Consider the following 20,534-nt stretch of genomic DNA (forward strand, 5'->3'; position numbering starts at 1 on the left):
GCTGTCGACACTGTTGATCAAGGCCGGCCCGGCTCCCCGCCCCCTGTTCAGCTGGGTTGACCGTACCGGCACGGTTTGGCGGTGTGCAAGGCGACAACTGGCCGGGATGCGCCGAGTTTCTGTGGCACGCTTGCATTTTCGGTCTAGATTTCGCCGCGACTGTTGTAGGGGTCTGGGCGCTATGGGTGGAATGCCATGGTGCGCAGAATTGTTCATACTGCGGGTGTCCTGTTGGCGCTGACTGAGCGCGGTCAGTTCGGCGTTCCTGTCGGATCCGGTGTTCGACTGCCCCGCTTACCGCGCTACCAGCGGTCCTCTTCGGCTTCGCGGAGTCGTTGGGTGACGCGGTCGATCCAGCCGGTGAAATGGGTGGTGAGGTCGGTAGGGGTGGTGGGGCGGACCGTGATGTGTTGGCCGCGCAGTTCGGTGTAGCGACCGTCGTCGCTGATGTCGTGCCATTGCACGGTGTTCAGTGGGTCGGTGAGTTTGTTGACCGGGCCGGTGTAGAGGAGTGCGGATCCGCCGCCGTCGGCGGGGCGGTGCAGGAGGCGTTGGTAGCGCTCGCGTGGAGTGTTGCGGGTGATGCTTTCGAGGTGGCCGTTGGGGCGGCCGTACAGGTCGTCGGGGTGGAAGGTGTCCGGTGGTTGGGTGCCGGGTTTGCAGGGTGGGAGGGCGCTGGCCAGCTGCGCGGTGAGGTGGTCGACGGGGAACAGGCGGCACCGGATGGGGCCTATGGTGTCGCCGAAGGTGGCTTGGGCCAGCGACATTGCGCGGTGGTCATTGCGGGCGCCGACGACGCGGTACACCCGGACGCCACCGTTGGGATTCTTGTGTCGGGTTGTGCCGCCGAAGATTTCGATGCGCATGGTCGAGGTGGTCAAGGTGTGCAGGGCGAGTTGGATCTCTTCGAGTTCGTCGCGGGAGTAGCGCTCGCGCACGGTGACGCGGTGGGCGTCGAAGTCGTCGCGGTAGGGGAAGCGACTGGTGAAGCGGAGTGGATTGGGGAACCGGTCGTTCGCGGGGCCGAACCATAGCGCGGCGAAATCGTCGGGCTCCCAAGTCCATTCAGCCATCTAGAGATTCCAATCGGTCGTGCGGGGTGAATTTGCGCTCGGCGCAGTACGGCGAGCAAGGAGCGGTGCTCCGGTTCGATCGACGGGGTGCGTCCGCGCTGGGCAGGAAGCGCACGGCCAGGTGCCGCGCAATCCGTTGCCGCGCAGGCCGCGCGGATGCGCCGGTCGGACCAGAGCCAGCGCAGTGGTCAGTTGCGGGTGGGTGGCGGCGGGGGTGCGGCGTCTCCGCCGATCACGCCACCGGGAAGGGTGGGCGCGATTTCGCCGATCAGTTCCGCCGTGTTTTCGGCATTGATGAGATAGTCCGGCGTGTCGTGGGTGTTTTCCTCATCGGACTTGCCCCGGCCGGCGCCGGAGCCCATGCCACCCATTCCCGGCATGCCGTTGCTGCCTGCGAGTCTGGCGGCGGCGGCTGCTGGACTGGTGCCCGTCGGTGTGGCGGGGACGCCGGGGACGCTGCGGCCAGGGCTCGGGGTGTTCGGCGTCCCGGGTGAGCCGGAGCCGCCGGGAGAGCTGGGCAGCCCGCTCGGGGTGCCCGCAGGCGTGGTCGGGGTGCCGGATTTGGATGGGTCGAGCGCGGTCGGGGTGGTCGGAGTGCTGCTCGGGTCTGTCGAGGTCGGATTGGTCCCGGACGGGTTGGTGTCCTCGGACGTCGAGTCATCGGTCGACTCGTCCTCGGTTTTGTTCTCCTCGGGATTCTCGCCTTCCGATTCCGTCGGATTCTCATTTGTGCCAGGGCTATTGGGGTTTCCCGTACCGGTGGGGTTCGTTCCCGGGTCGGTGCCGGTGGGTTTGGTCGGCTCGGAGATGTCCAGGGGGCTGGTGGGGTTGAGTGCGGTGGGCAGCACGGGGACTCGTCCGTCGAACTCGGCGAACTTCTTCACGTAGTTCTCGAGCATGGCGGTGCGAGCGCCTTCGGTTGCCTCGTTGCGGGTGTTTTCTTCCTCGGCGGCCCGGGGCGGCCACACGTTCGCGGTCCAGGAATGGTGGTTGGCCTCCGGGATCCCGCTGGCGACGCTGCGGATCGCGTCGGCTGCGGCCTCCATGTCGTTGGACATTTGGGTGATCAGCGGGGTCAGTTTGTGGGCGTCCGTGGTGTAGCGGGTGATCGCGTCTTTGGCCTTATCCGCCGCCGAGCCTTCCCATGACTCGGCGATCGAGCCTTGGACCGAACGGGCGAAGGTCTCGAGCCCCTGGTCCCATTGGGTGGCCACGTTGGAATAGGTCATGGCCGCGTCGTGGGCGGGTGTGGGATCCAGTGGCGTGAACGCTTCCTCGATGTCGGTGCGTTCCCAATGGAATACGTTCTCCCCACGTGGAGGGATTTGGGTGGACTCGTTGCCGGTCAACAGATCGCCCTTTCCTTACATACCTGGCCAGGAGAAGACCTTCGGCGTAGCCGGTGGCTGCTGCGGAAGGTTCGACTCCAGGTCCTGGTATTTGGTGGCCTGATCGGCGTCGACGCTGGTGATGCGTTCGCGGACGGTCCGGAACAAGGTTTGGAAGTCTTCGATGACCTTGTAGTGCGACTCCATGACCGCATAGACGCTGTTCGGGTTCTGCGTGCTCTGCGACTTCTCCCGCCAGCGCTTGACCATCGTCTTGCCGGACACCAGATCACGTTCGCCTTGCGGGGTGAAATGCTCACCGAGATCCCACTTATCCTGGTTAGAGATGCGGGTCATGGTTGTTTGAATCTGGCGGATGACGCCTTTGAAGTATTCGCAGTCGCGGTCGATGTAGACGAACTTCTCGAGATCCATCCGCACCGTCAGCCGACCCTCACGGGCCTCGGTGATGAGGTTCGCCAACGGTCTCTCTGGCGTCTTGTCGTCATTTGCCATGGGGTCCCCTCCCAAAATTCGGTCCGTGAGTCAGTGGTCAGGCGGTGGCGGGCAGACTCGGCACAACCTTTTCCGCCAGGCTTCGAGCAAGCACACAGGAGTCGGTGCTGCCTGTGTCGCGGTTCGATGGCGGGTTGTTCAGGTTGATATCGAGGCTGCCGCCCTTCATCTCGATGTTCAGGGTGCATGCCTCTTTGATGAAGGGACCGTCGAACTGTCGTGTCGAGATCGCTCGCCGACCGCCGATGGTGAACTCGGTGGCCTCGGCGAAGTTACGGCTGCGAATGAGGTCGACAGTCAGATTTGTGGTTCGGATACTCACCCCGTAGCCGTTTGGCCTTACCCATTGACAGCCGCGCCATCTGACCCCGCCGCCCCCATCGTTATTGGCGACAATTTTCATTCCAAGCTTCTCTGAGTCCAGCACGCTTTGCGGAACGTCCTTGCACGGGTCGTAGCTGCGTGGCACGTCTTCCGCCAATGAGGGCCCAGCGCTCGTCGACGTCGAGGAGGGTTTGGCGCTTCCGTCCGTCGATGACTCACAGCCGGTCAACAGGAGAAGAGTGCCGAGTGCGCACGCGATCCCGAGCGGTGTGCTCCCCCTGCTGGTCATGTGGTTCCTCCCGGTTGCCGACTGTGTCGAGGATATCGATCAGGGTCGGCCCGGCTCCCCGCCCCCATTCAGCTGGATCGACCGTACCGGCCGGTCAATCAGCGTGCAACCGTCCCCAGGGCGGGTTCCAGCGAAGTAGAAGGTGTGCGCTGCGGGCGCGGACCGCGACCTGGGTGCCTTCTCGATACGCAAAGTGCCGCCGTGTGATCACAGCTAACGCAGGCGCGAATGCAACCCGTCGAACCGGTTCCCCAGCACTGTGTAGGCATCCAGCCACCCGCTGCTGGCCGCGATCTCACACAGCGGCCCGGTCGGCACGAATAGGAATGAAAGATCGGGTAACCGGCTCAGATCTCCCTGCCGGATGCGCCGGGCATGATCGGTCAGATCATCCACGAGCTCCCGCTCATCCGGGTACCGAGATTGCCAGATCAGCTCCTGCGGCGTGCGTTTCACGATCGCCAACACCTGATCAAGGATGCCAACGATCTCCACCGCGGCCGACTTCATCCCGCCAGCATGCCATGCCCGGACCGAACACCGAGCGACAGTTTGCGTCAGCCCACGCCGAGCGCATCGAGGATCATCGGGCGCGCCGTCGCGAGCGCTTGCTGCCAGTACGGCCACGTGTGGGTTCCGTTGACGACGTCGACGCGAGCGGTGATTCCGAGCGCGGTGATTCGATCACGGAACATCTGGGTGGCGGCTGTCGCCATCGCCTCGAGGCCCATCGCGTTCACCGTGTTGCCGACCCCGTACGGCAGGTCGAGCGGACCGGGCACGCCATTGCCCGCCCAGACGTATATCGGCAGTCCGCGCAGCAATTCGGCCTGCACAGTGGCGTCGTTGCGGGTCCAGGCGGGGTCCTTGGCCGGGCCCCACATGTCGTCCACGTTGAAGTTGCCTTCATCCCACATGGCAACGCGCATCGCTTCGTTCCAGAGCGGATACGTCGGATGCACGAAGCCGGAAAAGGATCCGGCGAACTTGAACTGGTCGCGATGGTGGCCGGCCAGCGTCAGGGCGGCGTTGCCGCCCATGGAGGCCCCGACGATGGCGTTGTTGGTGCGCGAAACGCCGTACCGTTCCAGGAACGTAGGCAGCTCCTGGGTGAGGAAGGTCTCCCATTTGTACGTCGTCGTCTGACGGTTGGTACTACTCGGCCGGTACCAGTCGGTGTAGAAGCTCGAGTGACCACCGACCGGGAACACCAATGTGACGTTGTCGCCTGCGAATTGGCGCAGCGCGTCGGTATCGGTCGTCCACTGACTGTGGTCGGCGGGCGCACGGAAACCGTCGAGCACGTACAGGGCCGCGCTTCCGCCGCGGCGCGCCCACTGCACCTGAACTTTGATCGGCCCCATGCCGGACGGCACGAAGAGCTCCTGGTAACCGCCTGCCGGTGTGCGCAATATCGGTGCGTGGACCGGGGCGGCGGTAGCCACCGCCGCACCGATCGACGACATCAGCGCAGCTGTCGCTATGACAGCGCCGGTCTTCCGCAGCCAACCACGAATTCCCCGCTTGTCCCCAGATCGCGCTGCTCCACCCACCCCGTATACCTCCTGTTTGTTCCCCGGTCGGTGACCGAGGAGACCCGAATTCGACTGCCGTTCAGGCCAAGTCGCTGTCCGCGCGCTTGCGGTCCCGTCACGCCCCGGTGCGGAAGGACCATCATAGGTTGTGTCGTGATCGCTCTCGAGCCGCCGTGAACGTACAGCGCACGGGTGAACTGTCGTCAGCGTGTACGTGCGCTCGAGGCTCGCTCGAGAAGATGCTGTCCCGAATGTGGAGTTGTAGTCAGAGAAATCGTCAACTCTGGTGTCACGCTCCTCCTTCATACAGTGGCTCGAACGCTGTCGTCACCAGTGGGGAGGGCAGCCCGGCATTTCGAGGTCTCCCACACGAATCCGTGGCAATGGCTCGAGTAGAGGTCCGCGGAAGGCCCAGTTGGTTGTTGGTCTATAGCCGCTCTTCGAGCACTTTCACGAGGGCCGAGGCAATGAGGGCCACGGCCCGATCATCGTCATGGGTCAGTTGCCGCAGGGTAGTGAGCGCGATAGTCCCCGGCATCTCGGCGAGTGCCTGTGTCAGCCGCATCCGCACCGCCGAATCCGCTGTGTGGCCGGCGAGTTCATCGACTATCGCACTCATGATCCGGTCCGCCCACTCGGCGTCGCATGCCAAGGTTCCCAGTATCTCGGCCGCCTCGACATCGTTCGGGCCTTCGACCACCGTGCCGACGAGCGTCGGCACAGCTCGGGTCACGCCCCGCGCACCCAGTGCCAGAGCAGCATGTCTGCGGATCGTCGGGTCCGTATCCTCGAGCGCGTCCGTGAGCACCGCGGTCGCCTCGTCGCCGGGTAGTTCGGCGAGGGCCAGGACCGCGCGCCGCCGGATGCCGACGTTCTCCGAGCTCATGGCGGGTATCAGGCTTGTCACACCGTCACCGCCCGCCCTCGCGAGTGCCCACCGCAGGGCCCCGGCAACGTTCGGATCGGATTCGATGAGGACCGCCTCGGCCAGCAGCTCGGCGGGCATCGGCAGGTCCTCGGCCGGGGCCAGGACGGCTTGCTGCCGCCGCGCGGCACTCGGCGATGCGAGTCCGTGCAGGAGTTCGACGATGCGTGCGACGTCCTGCCAGCTGGAGGGCTCGGCCGTCTCGACCGTACGGAGCCGCTCGAGGAGCTCCTGCTCCCGGTTCAATCGGTCCTCGGTTTTTCGGATGAGGTCGCCGACCAGTGCGGACGGGGTGAATCCGGGATCGTCGAGAGCGGATCCGATCTGGCGCAGTGACAGTCCCAGGGATCGCAGCCCCTCCACGTGGAAGATCCGCCGGATGTCCTCGGCAGAGTATTCCCGGTAGCCACCCACGGTGCGGCCTGTGGGTCGTACCAGCCCGAGGGAGTCGTAGTGCCTGAGCATCCGGGCGCTCACCCCCGAGCGGCGCGCCACCTCACTGATCAACATGCAGTTGCCTCCTCCTGGTCCGGACCGAGCGCGACGACCCGTCGTGCCTCTTCGACGGCGAAGTCGAATCCAGCGTCCGGGTCGTGCAGCAGCCGCCGGGTGGCGCTCGCATGCGCACGCACCGTCGGGTTGTGACTTGCCATCGCCGCCTGCAGGATCGGCTCGATCACGTCGCCGAGCGCGACGAGGGCACGGCTCAGACTCAGCCGTACGTCGCGGTCGCCGCGGCCGAATTGCGTGGCCAGTTCCGCGGCCAGACCTTCCTTCTCCCCGTGGGGCGCGAGAACGACGGCAGCGCGCCATGCACTCCGCGCGACCTCGTCGTCGCAATCGTGCAGCAACGACCGCGTGATTGCGGGCCACACGTTCTTGTCCCCGATCTTCGACAGCGTATGCAATGCCTGGCTCCGAGCCTGTGCGCGTTCGGAGCCAAGTTCCGCGCGCAGCTTCGGAACCGTAATCTCTGACGGGAGGCGGGTCAACGCCCACGTGAGCATGTCGCGCACGAAGAAGTCCGGCTCGATCGCGCACCGTTCTACGAGTACATCGACGAGACCGGGTACGGGATGCGTACCGATTGCCAGGGCCGCCTTCAGCCGCGTCGACGAGTTCCCAACGGCCAATGCGTCGAGCAGCCGCGTGTCCTGTGAATTCCTGTGTGTCGAGTTAATGGGGACCACCTCCGACCGCTAGTGAAGGCCTTCTCACAGTGACAATGTCAAGTACACGGGCAAGACGCGATGAACATCGTCGTACTCCACGACTACATTCGGGCCAGCCTGCTGGAACTCATGGCTGAATCCCGGCACCGCAAACCCGAGAACCTGCGCCGCTACTTCGAGCCCTCCGCCCACGCCATGCGCGACCTCACCAGCCTTATCGGCCCCGGAGCCGAACGAAATCAGCGCATCCTGGCGCGTCGCGGCGATGAAGGACATCTACAACGCCGAGGACATCGACAAGGCGCAGTTGGCGGTGAAAGCGTTCGACATCGACTACGGGAAGAAGTATCCGAAGGCGGTCGCGAAAATCGTCGACGACCTCGACATGCTGCTCGAATTCTTCAAATACTTGGCCGAGCACTGGATTTACCTGCGCACCGCCAACCCGATCGAATCCACCTTCGCCACAGTGCGATTGCACCAAGGTCACCAAGGGACCGGGCTCCCGCGCGGCCGGAATCGCCATGGCCTACAAGCTGATCGAAGCCGCCCAGGCCCGTTGGCGCAAGGTCAACGCACCCGAACTTGTCGTCCTCGTCCGCAACGGCGCACTGTTCCACAAGGGCGAGCTCCTCGAACGCCCCCGCGACATCACACCCGAATCATCAACCGAACCGGCCGAAACCACCGGAACGGAGGTCGCCTGAAACTCAGGATCCAAGTAGTTGACAATTACGGGCACAAGAAACCGACAGACAAACGAACAAAGAGCGAGCCGTCATGCTTTACACCTGGGTCGAGTCCGCCGGAGGCCCCCTGCTGATCGCCCCCGAATCAGAACTTGGTCACTGGGGCGGAGCAACCGACTTGGACGGCCCCGTAGAAACCTGGGGCGACTACGGCAGAGCCTGCTCGGTCGAGGGATACATCGGCCTGGTCACGATCGGCTCTCAGCAGGCATTGGTCCTTGGAGACGAACCCGCTCGCACGACATATCTCCCAGCCGAGCGGGTGTTCCTGCGATGGGCAGCGGCCGACTCCGAAGAAGAACTCGTCGCCGCAGCGCGGCAAGCATTACAAGAACGCATCACGTGGGATCAAGACGAAGACCTCGTCTGGGAAATACGAGAGCCCGTCATGCTTTTCGACTCGGCCTGGCCGGGAGCTGAGATCGAACTCGACAACCAGCTCCGCATCGCCCTCGATCCAGGGCATTACCGAGTCCGGGCAACCTACATCAAGGACCCCGGCAACTGGATGATCCTCGTTCAGCTCCAGCCAGCCGTCGGCAAGCACCTCAACGACACCACCCCGACGGAAGTCGCCTGAACCTTGCTGATCCACAGGTCTTGACAATATCTCGTCAGGGATCGGCCCAGGGTTATGCATCGACCAATCGCGGCGGTCTCAGTGTCAGTGGTGTAGCCGCACTCGCCAGCCCGAATCCTCGTGCCCTGGACGGCAACTGGCGAAATCATCCACCAACTGGGCCGGGGAGGAAACAGAATCTCGAGATCATGGCCAACTGGCCACGCATTCTGAGATTTGGCCATCACTTTTGAGACCCACCATGTTTTGTGTCTGGCTCAGGCGGGCCGGTTGAACTCTCCGTTAGTGACGCCAGCGGTGAAGGTGTCCCATTCGCTCGGCGTGAAGATCAGTGCCGGGCCGGTCGGGTTTTTGGAGTTACGTACGCCGACATTGGCACCCTCGAGCCATGCCACCTCGACACAGTCGGTTTGGCCGCTGCTGTGGCTGCTCTTGAACCAGGGCGCACGGGATAGGTCAATGTTGTTCACGCTCAGGCTCCTACGTAGCACGGGCCGCTGTGAGGGGTTCGGTGTTTGTGTCTGGTTCAGGCGGGGCGGTTGAACTCTCCGTCGGTGATGCCAGCGGTGAAGGCGTCCCATTCGCCCGGGGTGAAGACCAACGCCGGACCGGTGGGGTTCTTCGAATCGCGGACGCCGACGCCGCTGCCTTCGAGCCATGCCACCTCGACACAGTCGCTCTGACTGCCACTGTGGCTGCTCTTGAACCAGGGCGCACTGGATAGGTCAATGTTGTTCACGCTCAGGCTCCTACGTAGCACGGGACGCTGTGAGGGTGTTCGGTATTTTGCGTCTGGCTCAGGCGGGTCGATTGAACTCTCCGTCAGTGACGCCAGCGGTGAAGGCGTCCCATTCGCCCGGCGTGAAGATCAGTGCCGGGCCGGTCGGGTTCTTGGAGTCACGTACGCCGACATTGGCACCCTCGAGCCATGCCACCTCAACGCACTCGGTTTGGCCGCTGCTGTGGCTGCTCTTGAACCAATTCACTCCGGACAAGTCAGTATTCACGCTGCGTAACTCCTTGCTGCCCGCCTGAGCAGGTCTCGCGATCTCGTTCCATCCATGCATGTACTCCGTATGGCCGTAGCAAGCTCAGCATAACGCCGTACATCGTCGGCACTCTCGAGGTAAAGATCCGCCTTACCGGCACCTTCGAAGTAGACCAACGGTGGCTCAACCGGCTCGCCCTTGGTATCAGTGCCGAAGTCGAGGATCGCGAACGGACCGTGCAACAGCCCCCGCATGGATCCGCTAGTGAACGGGTGTATCTGAAGTGAGAGATTTGGGAGTTTGCTGATCTCGGCCAGGTGCCGAAGCTCTGCGGCCATGATGCGAGGGTTGCCGACGACCCGGTGTAGAGCCGATTCGTGAAGCAACAGTTCAAGCCTCACCGGGTCGGACTTGCGGGTGAGGATGGCTTGCCGTTTGAGTCGCAGTTCAACCCGACGGTCGATGTCCTCCTGACTGCTATCGCTGTAGAACGCGCTGATCAAGGCACGTGCGTAGTCAGCCGTCTGCAACAAGCCCGGAACGATCTCATGGTACGAAATCAGCTGGCGTGCAGAGGCTTCGAGCCCGAGATACATATTGAATGTGGAATCGCTGTAGAGACCGTCGAACGCAGTGTGCCAACTCTTGACCTGTGCTTGCTCAGCGAGTTTGAGGACGCGGTCGGTTTCGTCCGCCGCCACTCCGTACGTCTCGCACAGGGCTCTGATCTCGCGAATCTTGACCTTCGCCACTTGGGCGGTTTCGATGCGGTGTAGCCCACTCTTACTTAGCTCGGCCAGCCTCGCGGCTTGGTCGAGGGGCAGTCCCTGCCCCTCGCGGGTTTCGCGGAGGAATCGCCCTAGCTGTCGCCGGGGAAGGGTCGAAGCGGCGTCTTCGCCGGTCAAAGTTCTTGCACCCCCTGCAAATCTGGGACGGTCACGACTCGAATGTGGAACGCACTGTACGTCTGAACCGGGATACGTCCTGCGGATTTGGGACAACTCTGTTTGGGAATCCCAGATACCTCGTCTCATCGTATCGCTCGTGGTGTGCTTGGTAACAGCGTTCGGATGACGCCGCAGGTCACAGCCTCGGAAAGTCCCCAAATTGCAGGAACTGCACCAACTTCAGCTAAGTGCATCGTGGCTCGGAATCCACGCCTACGAGCAAATAGCGATGGTTGCTGCTGGTCACCCGAATGCCCCAAACCCGCACACCGACCAGGTTCCGGGGGAACCATGACACACACGCAAGTCATCAAGTCGCCGCCGCCGCCCGCGATGAGCGACAAACCGAAAGCCATTGGCTTCGTACGCAATGACGTGTCCGGGCTGGATGCGCCACGCCACGCCACGGACGTCCAGCGGCACGCTCACGCACTCGGCTACCAGTACGTGTACACCGTGCGACCACCGGTCGACGTCGACGACCCGATCGGGTACGTGCTCGGTATGGCGGCCGGGCTCGGCGTCGACGTGATCGTTGTCTTCGACCTCGGGCACGTGAACTGCCTACCGGCGTTGATCTGCGATGAGGGTTTCGACCTGGAAACCGTTTGCCGGCAAAGCATGTGGGCCCGCACCGCACAGCCACTGCCTGGCGTCGCGATGGGGGCCGCGTGATGCGCGAAGAAACGATCGTCACCCCACCGACCATCTGCGGCTCAGCCGAAGTCGAGCTGGCGCACCGGCAGATGCGCAGACACCGTGCATGCCGGATCGACCGGTGCGCGTGGAAATGGGTGGCGTACTACACGCTCGTGCACCACAGCCGGATCGCGCCGCAGGAGTTCAGCCCGCGCGAACGCGCCCACCTGCGTGGCATTGCCTTTCCGATCGACACCATCGAACGGTGCCAGCCCGATGGCGCACCCGAACTTCCCACATTCCAACAGGTGCTCGACGGGCTCGCGCAACTAGCACTACCACCGACCTATCCGGGCAATGGCTGCGAGCGGTGAACGGCGCATGGGCACCTGGCAGGTAATGCACAGCATTCTCGCGGTTGTCGGGAGCGGCGCGTGCGCCATAGTCGGAGTCGCGTGCGTGTGGCCGGTCGACAAGCCACGCCGCCACCGGGCTGCCCGAGGCCGCTGCCCGATACGGCCGGTCGAATGGCCGAAGGCGTGGACATGTGGCCCACCCGGTCGGCCGTTCACCCTCGCCGACGCCCATCTGGCAATGCAGCTGCACCGCGATCACGACTGCGAACGCAAGCACGCCGCGTTCGACGCACTGGTAGCCGCCGGACGCATCCATCCCGATTCATCACGCCGACATCGACTTTGGGGGAAGCCCTGGTGAACGAGAACGAAAGGCGGTCACGGTCCGTGACACGGCAACAGGATTCGTTTGTGGCGCGAGTGCGTTTCCTCGAGGCTCGGGCCGAGCAGGGCGGGTACCTACTCGTCCATGCCGAGCATCCACCGAGCGGCTGGACACTGTTGGCCGCCGAAGACGGCGAGCCCGTCTACAGCGGCAGCCTGGATCAGATCGATGCGTGGTTGAAGTCGTAGCGGCCGCCAGGTGCCGGGAGATGGTCCTGGTCGGCCGCGCTCGCCGGATCGAACATCGCCGCTACCAATGACATTCGAGACAGGGGGCTTCGGTGCGGAGTGCGGTGGAGTCGGGCAATGGTTTGTGGCCGCACCAAGCCGAGGCTGCCGAGAAGGTCTGTATCGAGCTGGGCGAACGAGGGCGGGCGACGGTTGTGGCCGCGTGCGGAACCGGTAAGACGCTGATCGGTGCGGAGTGCTAGGTGCGCCTGATTCCCTGGGGCTACCCGGCAACCTGTGCGACCTACAGCATTCCGACAGCTTCCCTAGCTAATCGCGTCGATCAGCAACTTCGCTGCCAACGTCGCCCCGTCGGCGCGGATCATGCCGGCCACCACGCCTGCGCGCGCTCGGGTGGTGGACGTCAATGCCGTGTCGAGAGCGGCGGAAAATGTCGCTGTATCGGGACCAGCGTCCTCACAGGCCGCGCCAATGCCGAGACCGACCACCCGGCGTGCCCAGTACGACTGGTCCATCATCTGGGGTACCACCACTTGAGGCACGCCGGCCCGGGCGGCGGTCGTTGTCGTGCCCGCGCCGCCGTGGTGGATGACAGCGGCGACCCGAGTGAACAGCGCCTGATGGTTGACCTCTCCAACGGCCATGCAGTCGGGGAGGTCGTCGATCGCGGCCAACTCGGCCCAGCCACGGGAGAGGAGCACACGGCGGTTGTGCGCGCGGATTGCTTCGATCGCGACCCCGGCGATGCCGTTGTGCACCAGCATGCTGCCGAAGCCGATATACACCGGGGGTGTACCCGCGTCCAAGAACGCCTCCAATTCGGCGGGGAGGGGGCGTTCGTCGGGCACGATCCAGGCACCGGTCTGTACGACGTCCAGACCGGGTGATTCTGGCCATGGCCCCAGAACCGGGTCCGCTGCCAACCACGGGCGGTCGGTGATCACATGGTCGCGCACACTGCCCACCGGTGGCAGCCCGAGCGCCGCCCTGCGGGTATCCAGTGCTTCACCGAACTCCGCGTTCCACCCCTGGGCGTCGATCTCCCACTGCAGTTGGTTACCAATCGACTCCGGCGCAGGCCGATCGCCCGGCATCCGCGGCATCGGCGGATGATGTGGCGAGGGCAGGCTGGTCGGCTGGTAGCTCGCGTACTGGTAGTGGATTCCCAGCTTCTCAGCGACCGACCGACCGGCGATCTCCGTAATGCCGGTTGCTATTACCGCATCGCATCCTGCGGCTGCTGTGGAGATCGTGTCGAACTGATATGCGGGCCACTGGTCTGCGTAGTCCAGCCGATCCGCCAGCGAGGCTTTTGCGCCATGCGAACCGGGCATCGGCGGCCCCAACGGCACCAGCGGCACACCCACCTCGGTGAAGCGCCTCGCGAAGTTCGGTGGCGCGCACACCCGCACCTGGGCTCCGAGCTCCCGCAACCGCAGCGCGAGTCCCAAGGCCGGCTCGATATCGCCGCGCGTCCCGCTCGCCGACAACAGCACCCGCAACGCCACTCCTTATTCGCGTGTTCCGGCGTGGACCGTAGTCGGCCATAGGAAGTCCGACGATCAAAGTGTCCCCACCGGTGACGACGGCTTCGGAGTGGTGACTCGTCAGGCTCGCTGCGGTTGTGACGAGTGGCTCGGCTCCTTTCGGGCAATGCGCCCGGCGACCTCGTGGGTGTCTACGGCGGAATATTCGGTGTCGTTTCCGATCCGAGTCACGGATACTCGGCACATTCGGAGGCGGGGAGAGGATGCGCGATGAGCGATCGGAACGATCTGTTGCTGGAGGGTGTCGTCGGGTCGTTCGCCTACGGGCTGGACACGCCTGCCAGCGACGTCGATTATCTCGGCGTCTATGTGGAGCCGACGCGGACCTTCCTCGGCCTGCACCCGCCGACTCGGGATCGGGGTACCCGGCACGGCCGAGATGGTGCGGACGCCACCTATCACGAGGTCGGCAAAGCGGTGGGACTGATCCTGTCGTGCAATCCCACTGTCAGCGAGATCCTGTGGCTCGACAACTACACCGTCGCAACCGATTTCGGTACCGAGCTGGTGAGCCTGCGGTCGAGTTTCCTGTCGGCGCAGCGAGTTCGGCACTCGTACTTCGGCTACGCGATGGCACAGTTCCGCCGGATGCTGCATCGCCGTGAGACCCAGGGACTGCACGATCCGCGGCTGGCCAAGCACGCCAGACATACCCTGCGGCTGCTGTGGCAGGGGTACGAGCTCTATACGACCGGAGTGCTGCCGGTCCGATTGCCCGACCCCGAGCCCTACTTCGAATTCGGCCGCCAGATGATGGAGGAATCCGGCGAGGCCACGGCGAAAGCGCTGATCGCGGAGTACGAGCAGAAGTTCGACACCGCGAAGACTGTATTGCCGCAGCGTGCGGACGAGGCTCCACTGGAGGATTTTCTGCAGCGGTTGCGTCGCGCGCATCTGGACAATTGATCGGACCGCGAAACTGGCACGGCACGACGGCTCGTGTCCCATACTTGACTCGCGAGTTTCGTGCCGGCCACCACCACCGGGGTCTGTTTCCGCGGTTGCAGAAGTGGTGATGGCGCTAGTAGACCGCCTCTCAATTCGCGGCCCGCGTCTGCCTGATGCGTGGGAAAGTCCGCGGAAGTCAGCTTCACCGAGAGCCGTGATCAACGGTGAGAGGGAAGTGATCGTCATGCCTGGTAACCGCATAACCGAGAATGGTTGGCGCGAGTGTGATCGTAGGGACTGCGAGACGCTTCTGGTCCCAGGCACTCGAAATGTGCGCATCGAGATCCGGGACGGTGACGCCGCCACGATTCTGACCGCCTGGGCCGCGTGGTGGCACCGCAATGTTCGCCCGATAGATGTCTACAGACCTCGCGACTACTGGGGCTGGAGTGAGGATAACGACGTCTGGAACTCCAACCACTTGTCCGGCACCGCCATCGACCTCAATGCCACGGCCCTTCCTTGGCAACGCCACACTATGCCGCAGCACCAAATAGACACGGTCGAGCGTGGGCTGGCGTTGTTCGAGGGCACCGTGTTCTGGGGTGGGCACTGGAACCGGGTCGATGAGATGCACTGCCAGATCGGGCTGCCTCCGACGAGCCCGAAGATCGCCGAGTTCGCCGACCGGCTCCGCGAGGGCTATCTGAACATCTTCGGCCCGCCTGACCCGTTGGCCTTCCCGTTGCCGGCAGGCTATTACTACGGGCCACTGGAGGGCCCGATGGAGTCGATCTCCGGGGAGCACGAGAGCACCTCGCAGTGGGCCAAAGACGGGCTCGGCCGCTGGCAGGCGGCGCTGGACCTGCCGGTCACGAAGAAATGGAACGATGGGCTCACCCCCAAGGCCGCCACCACGTTGCAGATGGAGAAGGGCTGGCCGCCCAATCCGCTGTTCGGCTACGGCGGAGTCTATGAAGGTGAGTGGAATGCGGTGATCAAGGACGGTTGGCGTCTGCCAGAGGACTGGGACCCGGACAAGATCCACGGCCATGAGCCACCGATCACCGAGTGGGGCGACTACAGCCATTACCAGGCCGCATATGTCAACGACTCCTACCCGTACAAGGTAATTGCCTTCCGCGCCTCCATCGCCGATCAGGCCGACGAGAAATTCTTGAAGAACATGCGTATCGCCAAGGAGATGGTGGCCCGCGGCAAGCTCGAGAAGATCATCGCCTATCACTTCTGGGTGCCCGGCCGTGACAACTGGGGCACCTTCAAAGATCAGCTGGAGTCGTCCGGTGGGGTGTTCCCGGAGCTGGCGTTCATGCTCGACGTCGAGGACGGCGGGGAGAAGTGGAACATTCGCGGCGATCAGACCGTGGGGGTGAAGGAGTTCATCAAGAAGGGCCAAGAGTATTTCGGCAACAAGCACGCCGCCTCGATCTACACCAACTTCACCGCGAACCCTGACCTGCTCATCGGGATCAACGACATCGAGCTGCGCGCGGTCAAGCTGATCGTGCCGCGCTATTACGGTACGGACCGCCCGCCCGCGACTCCGCCCGGCGTCAGCTGGTTCGGTCATCAGTACTCCGACCGCGAGGACACCCCGCCGTTCGGGCCGAGCGACATCAACATGTCGAAAGTGCCGCTGTCGGTGTGGCTGGAGGCCTGGGGTGTCAACGCAGCTGTGGCGAAGCCGCCCGTTGAAGAACCGGAGAGAATGCTGGTTCAACCCAAGTCGTCCGGCGACGACGAGATTTGGGAGGCGCTGAAACGCATAGCGGCCAAGTCGGACGTGGATCTGAGCGATATACGGGCCGGCAACGGCCGTCGTCGTCGTTCAGTTGCCGGCCGCCGATGAGCGCGCCGTACGCGGTCGAGCCGCTCGGGATAGAACCTTCCGGCTGATCGCTTACATCAACGGTTCGGGTCCGCCGACGGTGGTCGGCGGACCCGACACAGGCGCCCGCCAGCTTGTGCCGTGGACCTGGTCGCTCATTGACCGGTGAAGGTGCCCTCCAAGCGGTTCCGCGAACCCGGGTGGACCAGCCGCGCCGCGCTGACCAACCCTCGCGCCGACCACGTCCGCCGCCGAATCAATAGGCAAGGTTCGGACCGCTTGATTCGGAGCAGGCGGCATTCGTCCGCGCTGCCGAGGATTGCTTCCACGATGTGCTCGCCGCGTTCCAGCGGCGCGACTTCGCTCAGATAATTGTTCGGTGTTTTCAGCGTGAAATCTTGGTCGAGGTAACCGGGGGCTTCGCTCGGATTGACGTACCTGTCCTCGACCTGAATAGGCGTGTCGTCTTCGAAATGCACCATCAGTGAGTGAAAGACTGTGCCGCGCATCAGATCCTGGATGACCGGGTTGGCCGTGTCGGCGTGTTCCTGGCGCACGTAGATCACCTCGGTGCGGTGCCGGTGGCCGCGTCGTTGGATCTCATCGGCGATGTTCTTCACCTCGAAGAGTGGCGATGCGGTCTTCGGTGGGGCGACGAAGGTGCCGACACCCATCATGCGCACGATCAGTCCGTCGGCGGTGAGTTCGCGCAGTGCGCGGTTGATCGTCATGCGTGACAGGCCGAGTGCGGCGACGAGCTGGTTCTCCGAGGGCAGCTGATCGCCCTCGGACCACTGTCCCGAATTGATCTGTGCGACAACGAGATTCTTCACGCGCTCATAAGCAGGAGCCGATTCGGTTCCCGCGTCGTTGTACAACGCAGCAAGCTCTGCGTCGACGATCGCCACGATTCGAACCCCTTATCCATTGACTGCATCGCTGATCATCCCATGTGGTCGGCGCGTGCCGGGCAGCGCTTGACATGAGGTTGTCTATACAGGACTATACATCCTGTTCACGGGAAAACGTGAGCCAGCGCACAGTGCGTACGAGATCGCGGGCCACGCCGCGCACCTCGCACCGCACCAGCCGGACTCGCGGGAAGAGAGACAGGCCTATGACCATCGACGAACCATCCGAAGTCGTCCTCGCGCCGGAGCGTCACACCATCGACGTGATCCCCGACGACGAACGGCATGGCTCCCCGTTCAGCCAGTTCACCCTCTGGTTCGGCGCCAATATGCAGATCACCGCGATCGTCGACGGCGCACTGGCCGTCGTGTTCGGGGCGGACGCGATCTGGGCGATCGTCGGCCTGCTGATCGGCAATGTCCTCGGCGGCGCTGTGATGGCGTTGCATTCCGCGCAGGGTCCGAGACTCGGACTCCCGCAGATGATTTCCAGCCGCGCCCAGTTCGGCGTCTTCGGCGCGGTGCTTCCGCTCGTACTGGTGGTGCTGATGTATCTCGGGTTCGCCGCCACCGGCAGCGTGCTGGCCGGCCAAGCGATCAACAAGATCCTGCATATCGACAGCCCGACCGTCGGCATCGTCATCTTCGGCGCACTCACCGCATTCGTGGCGGTGACCGGGTACAAGCTCATCCATATCGTCGGGCGCATCGCCACGGTCATCGGCGTCATCGGATTCACCTACCTGGCGATTCGGCTGTTCGTCGAGTACGACGTGTCGGCCGTGGTTGGCGTCAAGGGCTTCGACATCGCGACCTTCCTGCTGGCGATCTCCCTCGGCGCGGGCTGGCAGTTGACCTTCGGGCCCTACGTCGCGGATTACTCCCGCTACCTGCCGCGCGACACGAGCGCTCGCGCGACGTTCTGGTCGACCTTCGCGGGCAGCGTGATCGGGTCGCAGTGGGCGATGACCTTCGGTGCGCTGGTCGCCGCGGTGGCGGGCAAGGCATTCCTGGGTGACCAGGTCGGCTTCGTCGGCAACCTTGCCGGGCCCGCCGTCGTCGCGACGCTGATCTACCTCGTGGTGCTTGTCGGAAAGCTGACCGTCAACTGCCTCAATGCCTATGGCGGCTTCATGTCGATCCTGACTACGGTGACCGCGTTCAACGGGCAATCCAAGATTTCCGCCGCCGCCCGTACCGCGTACATCGTCGGCTTCACCGCGGTCTCGGTAGTCGTCGCGGTCGGCGCCAGCGCCGACTTCCTCAACAACTTCAAGAACTTCGTTCTGGTGCTGCTCATGGTCTTCACCCCGTGGAGCGCCATCAACCTCACCGACTACTACCTGATCTCGAAAGAGAAGGTGGATATCCCCGCGCTCTACGATCCCGACGCGCGCTATGGCCGCTGGAACGTCACCGCCATCGCCTGCTACGTGATCGGCGTACTGGCCCAGATCCCGTTCCTCGCCCAGAAGCTCTACACCGGACCGATCACCGAACAACTCGGTGGCGCTGACATCTCTTGGATCGTCGGCATCGTCGTCACCGCGGCCCTGTACTACCCGCTTGCGCGGCGCACCAGCAATCCGCCCGCGTCGATGATCTATCCCGCCGATCTAGCGACCACAAGGAGCCCCCGATGACCGCACACCCCACGGCTACCTCCGGCGCGCGCCACGTGTCCGCACCGCGCGGCAGCGAACTCACCACGCTCGGCTGGCAGCAAGAAGGCGCGCTGCGCATGCTGATGAACAATCTGGATCCCGACGTGGCCGAGCACCCCGACGAGTTAGTGGTCTACGGCGGCACCGGCAAGGCCGCGCGGACGTGGGAGGCATTCGACGCGATGGTCCGCACGCTGAAGACCTTGAAGTCGGACGAGACCATGCTGGTGCAGTCGGGCAAGCCGGTGGGCGTCTTCCGCACCAACGAATGGGCGCCGCGCGTGCTCATCGCGAACTCGAATCTGGTTGGCGACTGGGCGAACTGGGAGGAATTCCGCCGCCTGGAGGAACTCGGCCTCACCATGTACGGGCAGATGACCGCGGGCTCCTGGATCTACATCGGCACCCAGGGCATCCTGCAGGGTACCTACGAAACCTTCGGCGCCGTCGCCCGAAAGCTGGCGGCATCGGGTCGCTTCCCGAACAGCGACGGCACGCTGGCGGGCACGATCACCCTGACCGCGGGACTCGGCGGCATGGGCGGCGCGCAGCCGCTCGCCGTGACGATGAACGGTGGCGTCGCGATCTGTGTCGATTGCGATGTGACCCGCATCGACCGCCGGATCGCCCACAAGTACCTCGACACCAAGGCCGTCGACCTCGCGGACGCGCTGCGTCTGGCCACCGAGGCCCGCGACGCCAAGCAGCCGCTGTCCATCGGACTCGAAGGTAATGCGGCAGAGGTGTTTCCGCGGCTGCTGGCGATGGAAGCGCCCATCGATATCGTGACCGATCAAACCTCCGCGCACGATCCGCTGGCGTACCTGCCGATCGGCATGGACCTCGCCGATATGAAGGCGATGGCGGACAAAGATCCTGCCAAGTTCACCGATGATGCCCGTACGGCGATGGCCGCCCAGGTGCGGGCGATGGTCGGCTTCCTCGATCGTGGCGCAGAGGTCTTCGACTACGGCAACTCGATCCGCGACGAGGCCCGAAAGGCCGGATACGACCGGGCTTTCGACTTCCCCGGCTTTGTGCCTGCTTATATCCGTCCACTGTTCGAAGAGGGTCTCGGCCCATTCCGGTGGGCGGCGCTGTCCGGCGATCCGAAGGATATCGCCGCCACGGACAAGGCGATCGTGGAACTGTTCCCGGAGAACGAGCACCTGCGCCGATGGATCGAAATGGCAGGGGAGAAGGTCGCATTCGAGGGACTGCCCGCCCGGATCTGCTGGCTCGGATACGGCGAACGGCACCTTGCCGGGCTGAAGTTCAACGAGATGGTGGCCTCCGGTGAGTTGTCCGCGCCGATCGCCATCGGGCGTGACCACCTGGATTCGGGGTCGGTGGCCTCGCCGTATCGCGAGACCGAGGCGATGGCAGACGGTTCCGACGCCATCGCGGACTGGCCACTGCTGAATGCCTTGGTGAACACCGCATCCGGTGCGTCGTGGGTATCGATCCACCACGGCGGCGGTGTCGGCATGGGCCGCTCGATCCACGCCGGACAGGTGTGCATCGCGGACGGCACCGACCTCGCCGCCGAGAAGCTGACCAGGGTGCTGACCAACGATCCCGGTATGGGGGTGATCCGGCATGCCGATGCCGGCTACGAGCACGCCAACGATGTCGCCAAAGAGCGCGGCGTGCGCGTGCCGATGGCCGAGGCCTGAGCGC

The 20,534-nt window shown here is 64.1% G+C and carries 22 protein-coding genes and 1 pseudogene; 9 read left to right on the forward strand and 14 right to left on the reverse strand.

The genetic code is table 11. The features are described 5' to 3' along the window. Positions 1-302: 302 nt before the first annotated feature. From ACFQZZ_RS32535 to ACFQZZ_RS32570, 8 genes are all read right to left on the reverse strand, one after another. Positions 303-1,073, reverse strand: a complete 771-nt coding sequence (locus ACFQZZ_RS32535) for an ESX secretion-associated protein EspG (RefSeq protein ID WP_378688465.1) — start codon at positions 1,071-1,073, stop codon at positions 303-305. Between the two features lie 188 nt (positions 1,074-1,261). Next, complete coding sequence (locus ACFQZZ_RS32540; RefSeq protein WP_378688467.1) at positions 1,262-2,422, reverse strand: WXG100 family type VII secretion target; 1,161 nt, start codon at positions 2,420-2,422, stop codon at positions 1,262-1,264. 15 nt (positions 2,423-2,437) lie between these two features. Beyond that, positions 2,438-2,917: a hypothetical protein gene (locus ACFQZZ_RS32545; RefSeq protein WP_378688470.1), complete on the reverse strand. Its 480-nt coding sequence runs from the start codon at positions 2,915-2,917 to the stop codon at positions 2,438-2,440. A gap of 37 nt (positions 2,918-2,954) precedes the next feature. Beyond that, complete coding sequence (locus ACFQZZ_RS32550) at positions 2,955-3,530, reverse strand: DUF3558 domain-containing protein (protein ID WP_378688473.1); 576 nt, start codon at positions 3,528-3,530, stop codon at positions 2,955-2,957. Between the two features lie 213 nt (positions 3,531-3,743). After that, entirely contained in the window at positions 3,744-4,040 is a 297-nt protein-coding gene (locus ACFQZZ_RS32555) for a hypothetical protein (RefSeq protein WP_378688476.1), read from the reverse strand. Positions 4,041-4,087: 47 nt separating this feature from the next. Further along, positions 4,088-4,996, reverse strand: a complete 909-nt coding sequence (locus tag ACFQZZ_RS32560; RefSeq protein ID WP_378688478.1) for an alpha/beta hydrolase — start codon at positions 4,994-4,996, stop codon at positions 4,088-4,090. Positions 4,997-5,492: 496 nt separating this feature from the next. Beyond that, complete coding sequence (locus ACFQZZ_RS32565) at positions 5,493-6,500, reverse strand: HEAT repeat domain-containing protein (RefSeq protein ID WP_378688481.1); 1,008 nt, start codon at positions 6,498-6,500, stop codon at positions 5,493-5,495. Next, the gene (locus ACFQZZ_RS32570) at positions 6,494-7,180 is read right to left on the reverse strand and encodes a HEAT repeat domain-containing protein (RefSeq protein ID WP_378688484.1); all 687 of its coding nucleotides are present in this window, start codon (positions 7,178-7,180) and stop codon (positions 6,494-6,496) included. The genes ACFQZZ_RS32565 and ACFQZZ_RS32570 overlap by 7 nt, the downstream gene beginning before the upstream one ends. 218 nt (positions 7,181-7,398) lie before the next feature. On the opposite strand from ACFQZZ_RS32570, the pseudogene ACFQZZ_RS32575 reads away from it, so the two are divergent. Continuing rightward, positions 7,399-7,869: pseudogene (locus ACFQZZ_RS32575) on the forward strand (transposase); the annotation flags it as partial. Positions 7,870-7,942: 73 nt separating this feature from the next. After that, positions 7,943-8,491, forward strand: coding sequence for an Imm21 family immunity protein (locus ACFQZZ_RS32580; RefSeq protein ID WP_378688486.1), 549 nt, complete (start codon positions 7,943-7,945; stop codon positions 8,489-8,491). 257 nt (positions 8,492-8,748) lie between these two features. On the opposite strand, the gene ACFQZZ_RS32585 is transcribed toward ACFQZZ_RS32580, so the two are convergent. From ACFQZZ_RS32585 to ACFQZZ_RS32600, 4 genes are read right to left on the reverse strand one after another with little or no spacing between them, the layout of a single operon-like run. Beyond that, positions 8,749-8,961, reverse strand: a complete 213-nt coding sequence (locus tag ACFQZZ_RS32585) for a DUF397 domain-containing protein (protein WP_378688488.1) — start codon at positions 8,959-8,961, stop codon at positions 8,749-8,751. A 56-nt stretch (positions 8,962-9,017) separates the two neighbouring features. Beyond that, positions 9,018-9,230: a DUF397 domain-containing protein gene (locus ACFQZZ_RS32590; RefSeq protein ID WP_378688491.1), complete on the reverse strand. Its 213-nt coding sequence runs from the start codon at positions 9,228-9,230 to the stop codon at positions 9,018-9,020. Positions 9,231-9,288: 58 nt separating this feature from the next. Next, positions 9,289-9,498: a DUF397 domain-containing protein gene (locus ACFQZZ_RS32595; RefSeq protein WP_378688494.1), complete on the reverse strand. Its 210-nt coding sequence runs from the start codon at positions 9,496-9,498 to the stop codon at positions 9,289-9,291. Beyond that, entirely contained in the window at positions 9,495-10,385 is an 891-nt protein-coding gene (locus tag ACFQZZ_RS32600) for a helix-turn-helix domain-containing protein (RefSeq protein ID WP_378688497.1), read from the reverse strand. Before ACFQZZ_RS32600 ends, ACFQZZ_RS32595 begins: the two co-directional genes overlap by 4 nt. Before the next feature lie 333 nt (positions 10,386-10,718). Here ACFQZZ_RS32600 and ACFQZZ_RS32605 point away from each other — a divergent pair, with 333 nt between their 5' ends. The 3 genes from ACFQZZ_RS32605 (at position 10,719) to ACFQZZ_RS32615 (ending at position 11,995) form a co-directional block, all read left to right on the forward strand. Beyond that, complete coding sequence (locus tag ACFQZZ_RS32605) at positions 10,719-11,102, forward strand: hypothetical protein (RefSeq protein WP_378688500.1); 384 nt, start codon at positions 10,719-10,721, stop codon at positions 11,100-11,102. Beyond that, positions 11,102-11,440 carry a hypothetical protein gene (locus tag ACFQZZ_RS32610; RefSeq protein ID WP_378688503.1) on the forward strand — a complete coding sequence of 113 codons (339 nt, stop codon included), beginning with the start codon at positions 11,102-11,104 and terminating at the stop codon, positions 11,438-11,440. The genes ACFQZZ_RS32605 and ACFQZZ_RS32610 overlap by 1 nt, the downstream gene beginning before the upstream one ends. 393 nt (positions 11,441-11,833) lie before the next feature. Beyond that, positions 11,834-11,995, forward strand: a complete 162-nt coding sequence (locus ACFQZZ_RS32615; protein ID WP_378688505.1) for a hypothetical protein — start codon at positions 11,834-11,836, stop codon at positions 11,993-11,995. Positions 11,996-12,300: 305 nt separating this feature from the next. Here the strand turns inward: ACFQZZ_RS32615 and ACFQZZ_RS32620 are convergent, their stop codons facing one another. Next, on the reverse strand, positions 12,301-13,497 hold the full coding sequence (locus ACFQZZ_RS32620) for a glycosyltransferase (protein WP_378688508.1): 1,197 nt from the start codon (positions 13,495-13,497) through the stop codon (positions 12,301-12,303). 255 nt (positions 13,498-13,752) lie between these two features. On the opposite strand from ACFQZZ_RS32620, the gene ACFQZZ_RS32625 reads away from it, so the two are divergent. Together ACFQZZ_RS32625 and ACFQZZ_RS32630 are read left to right on the forward strand one after the other, a co-directional pair. Beyond that, complete coding sequence (locus ACFQZZ_RS32625) at positions 13,753-14,448, forward strand: DNA polymerase beta superfamily protein (RefSeq protein ID WP_378688511.1); 696 nt, start codon at positions 13,753-13,755, stop codon at positions 14,446-14,448. A 109-nt stretch (positions 14,449-14,557) separates the two neighbouring features. Further along, the gene (locus ACFQZZ_RS32630) at positions 14,558-16,300 is read left to right on the forward strand and encodes a M15 family metallopeptidase (protein ID WP_378688609.1); all 1,743 of its coding nucleotides are present in this window, start codon (positions 14,558-14,560) and stop codon (positions 16,298-16,300) included. A 134-nt stretch (positions 16,301-16,434) separates the two neighbouring features. Here the strand turns inward: ACFQZZ_RS32630 and hutC are convergent, their stop codons facing one another. After that, positions 16,435-17,187, reverse strand: a complete 753-nt coding sequence (hutC, locus tag ACFQZZ_RS32635) for a histidine utilization repressor (RefSeq protein ID WP_378688514.1) — start codon at positions 17,185-17,187, stop codon at positions 16,435-16,437. Positions 17,188-17,396: 209 nt separating this feature from the next. Here hutC and ACFQZZ_RS32640 point away from each other — a divergent pair, with 209 nt between their 5' ends. Together ACFQZZ_RS32640 and hutU are read left to right on the forward strand one after the other, a co-directional pair. After that, positions 17,397-18,833, forward strand: coding sequence for a purine-cytosine permease family protein (locus ACFQZZ_RS32640; protein ID WP_378688517.1), 1,437 nt, complete (start codon positions 17,397-17,399; stop codon positions 18,831-18,833). Beyond that, complete coding sequence (hutU, locus tag ACFQZZ_RS32645; RefSeq protein WP_378688520.1) at positions 18,830-20,530, forward strand: urocanate hydratase; 1,701 nt, start codon at positions 18,830-18,832, stop codon at positions 20,528-20,530. The genes ACFQZZ_RS32640 and hutU overlap by 4 nt, the downstream gene beginning before the upstream one ends. Positions 20,531-20,534: the final 4 nt, after the last annotated feature.

This window comes from Nocardia sp. GCM10030253 (genome assembly GCF_042675075.1).
Lineage (GTDB): Bacteria > Actinomycetota > Actinomycetes > Mycobacteriales > Mycobacteriaceae > Nocardia.

Excerpts from the sequence above, each read along its gene's own strand:
- ACFQZZ_RS32625 (WP_378688511.1), top strand. The coding sequence starts at position 13,753 with ATGAGCGATCGGAACGATCTGTTGCTGGAGGGTGTCGTCGGGTCGTTC.
- ACFQZZ_RS32565 (WP_378688481.1), bottom strand. The coding sequence starts at position 6,500 with ATGTTGATCAGTGAGGTGGCGCGCCGCTCGGGGGTGAGCGCCCGGATG.
- ACFQZZ_RS32580 (WP_378688486.1), top strand. The coding sequence starts at position 7,943 with ATGCTTTACACCTGGGTCGAGTCCGCCGGAGGCCCCCTGCTGATCGCC.
- ACFQZZ_RS32640 (WP_378688517.1), top strand. The coding sequence starts at position 17,397 with ATGACCATCGACGAACCATCCGAAGTCGTCCTCGCGCCGGAGCGTCAC.
- ACFQZZ_RS32610 (WP_378688503.1), top strand. The coding sequence starts at position 11,102 with ATGCGCGAAGAAACGATCGTCACCCCACCGACCATCTGCGGCTCAGCC.
- ACFQZZ_RS32560 (WP_378688478.1), bottom strand. The coding sequence starts at position 4,996 with ATGTCGTCGATCGGTGCGGCGGTGGCTACCGCCGCCCCGGTCCACGCA.
- ACFQZZ_RS32550 (WP_378688473.1), bottom strand. The coding sequence starts at position 3,530 with ATGACCAGCAGGGGGAGCACACCGCTCGGGATCGCGTGCGCACTCGGC.
- ACFQZZ_RS32545 (WP_378688470.1), bottom strand. The coding sequence starts at position 2,917 with ATGGCAAATGACGACAAGACGCCAGAGAGACCGTTGGCGAACCTCATC.
- ACFQZZ_RS32605 (WP_378688500.1), top strand. The coding sequence starts at position 10,719 with ATGACACACACGCAAGTCATCAAGTCGCCGCCGCCGCCCGCGATGAGC.
- ACFQZZ_RS32535 (WP_378688465.1), bottom strand. The coding sequence starts at position 1,073 with ATGGCTGAATGGACTTGGGAGCCCGACGATTTCGCCGCGCTATGGTTC.
- ACFQZZ_RS32630 (WP_378688609.1), top strand. The coding sequence starts at position 14,558 with ATGGCGCTAGTAGACCGCCTCTCAATTCGCGGCCCGCGTCTGCCTGAT.
- ACFQZZ_RS32555 (WP_378688476.1), bottom strand. The coding sequence starts at position 4,040 with ATGAAGTCGGCCGCGGTGGAGATCGTTGGCATCCTTGATCAGGTGTTG.
- hutU (WP_378688520.1), top strand. The coding sequence starts at position 18,830 with ATGACCGCACACCCCACGGCTACCTCCGGCGCGCGCCACGTGTCCGCA.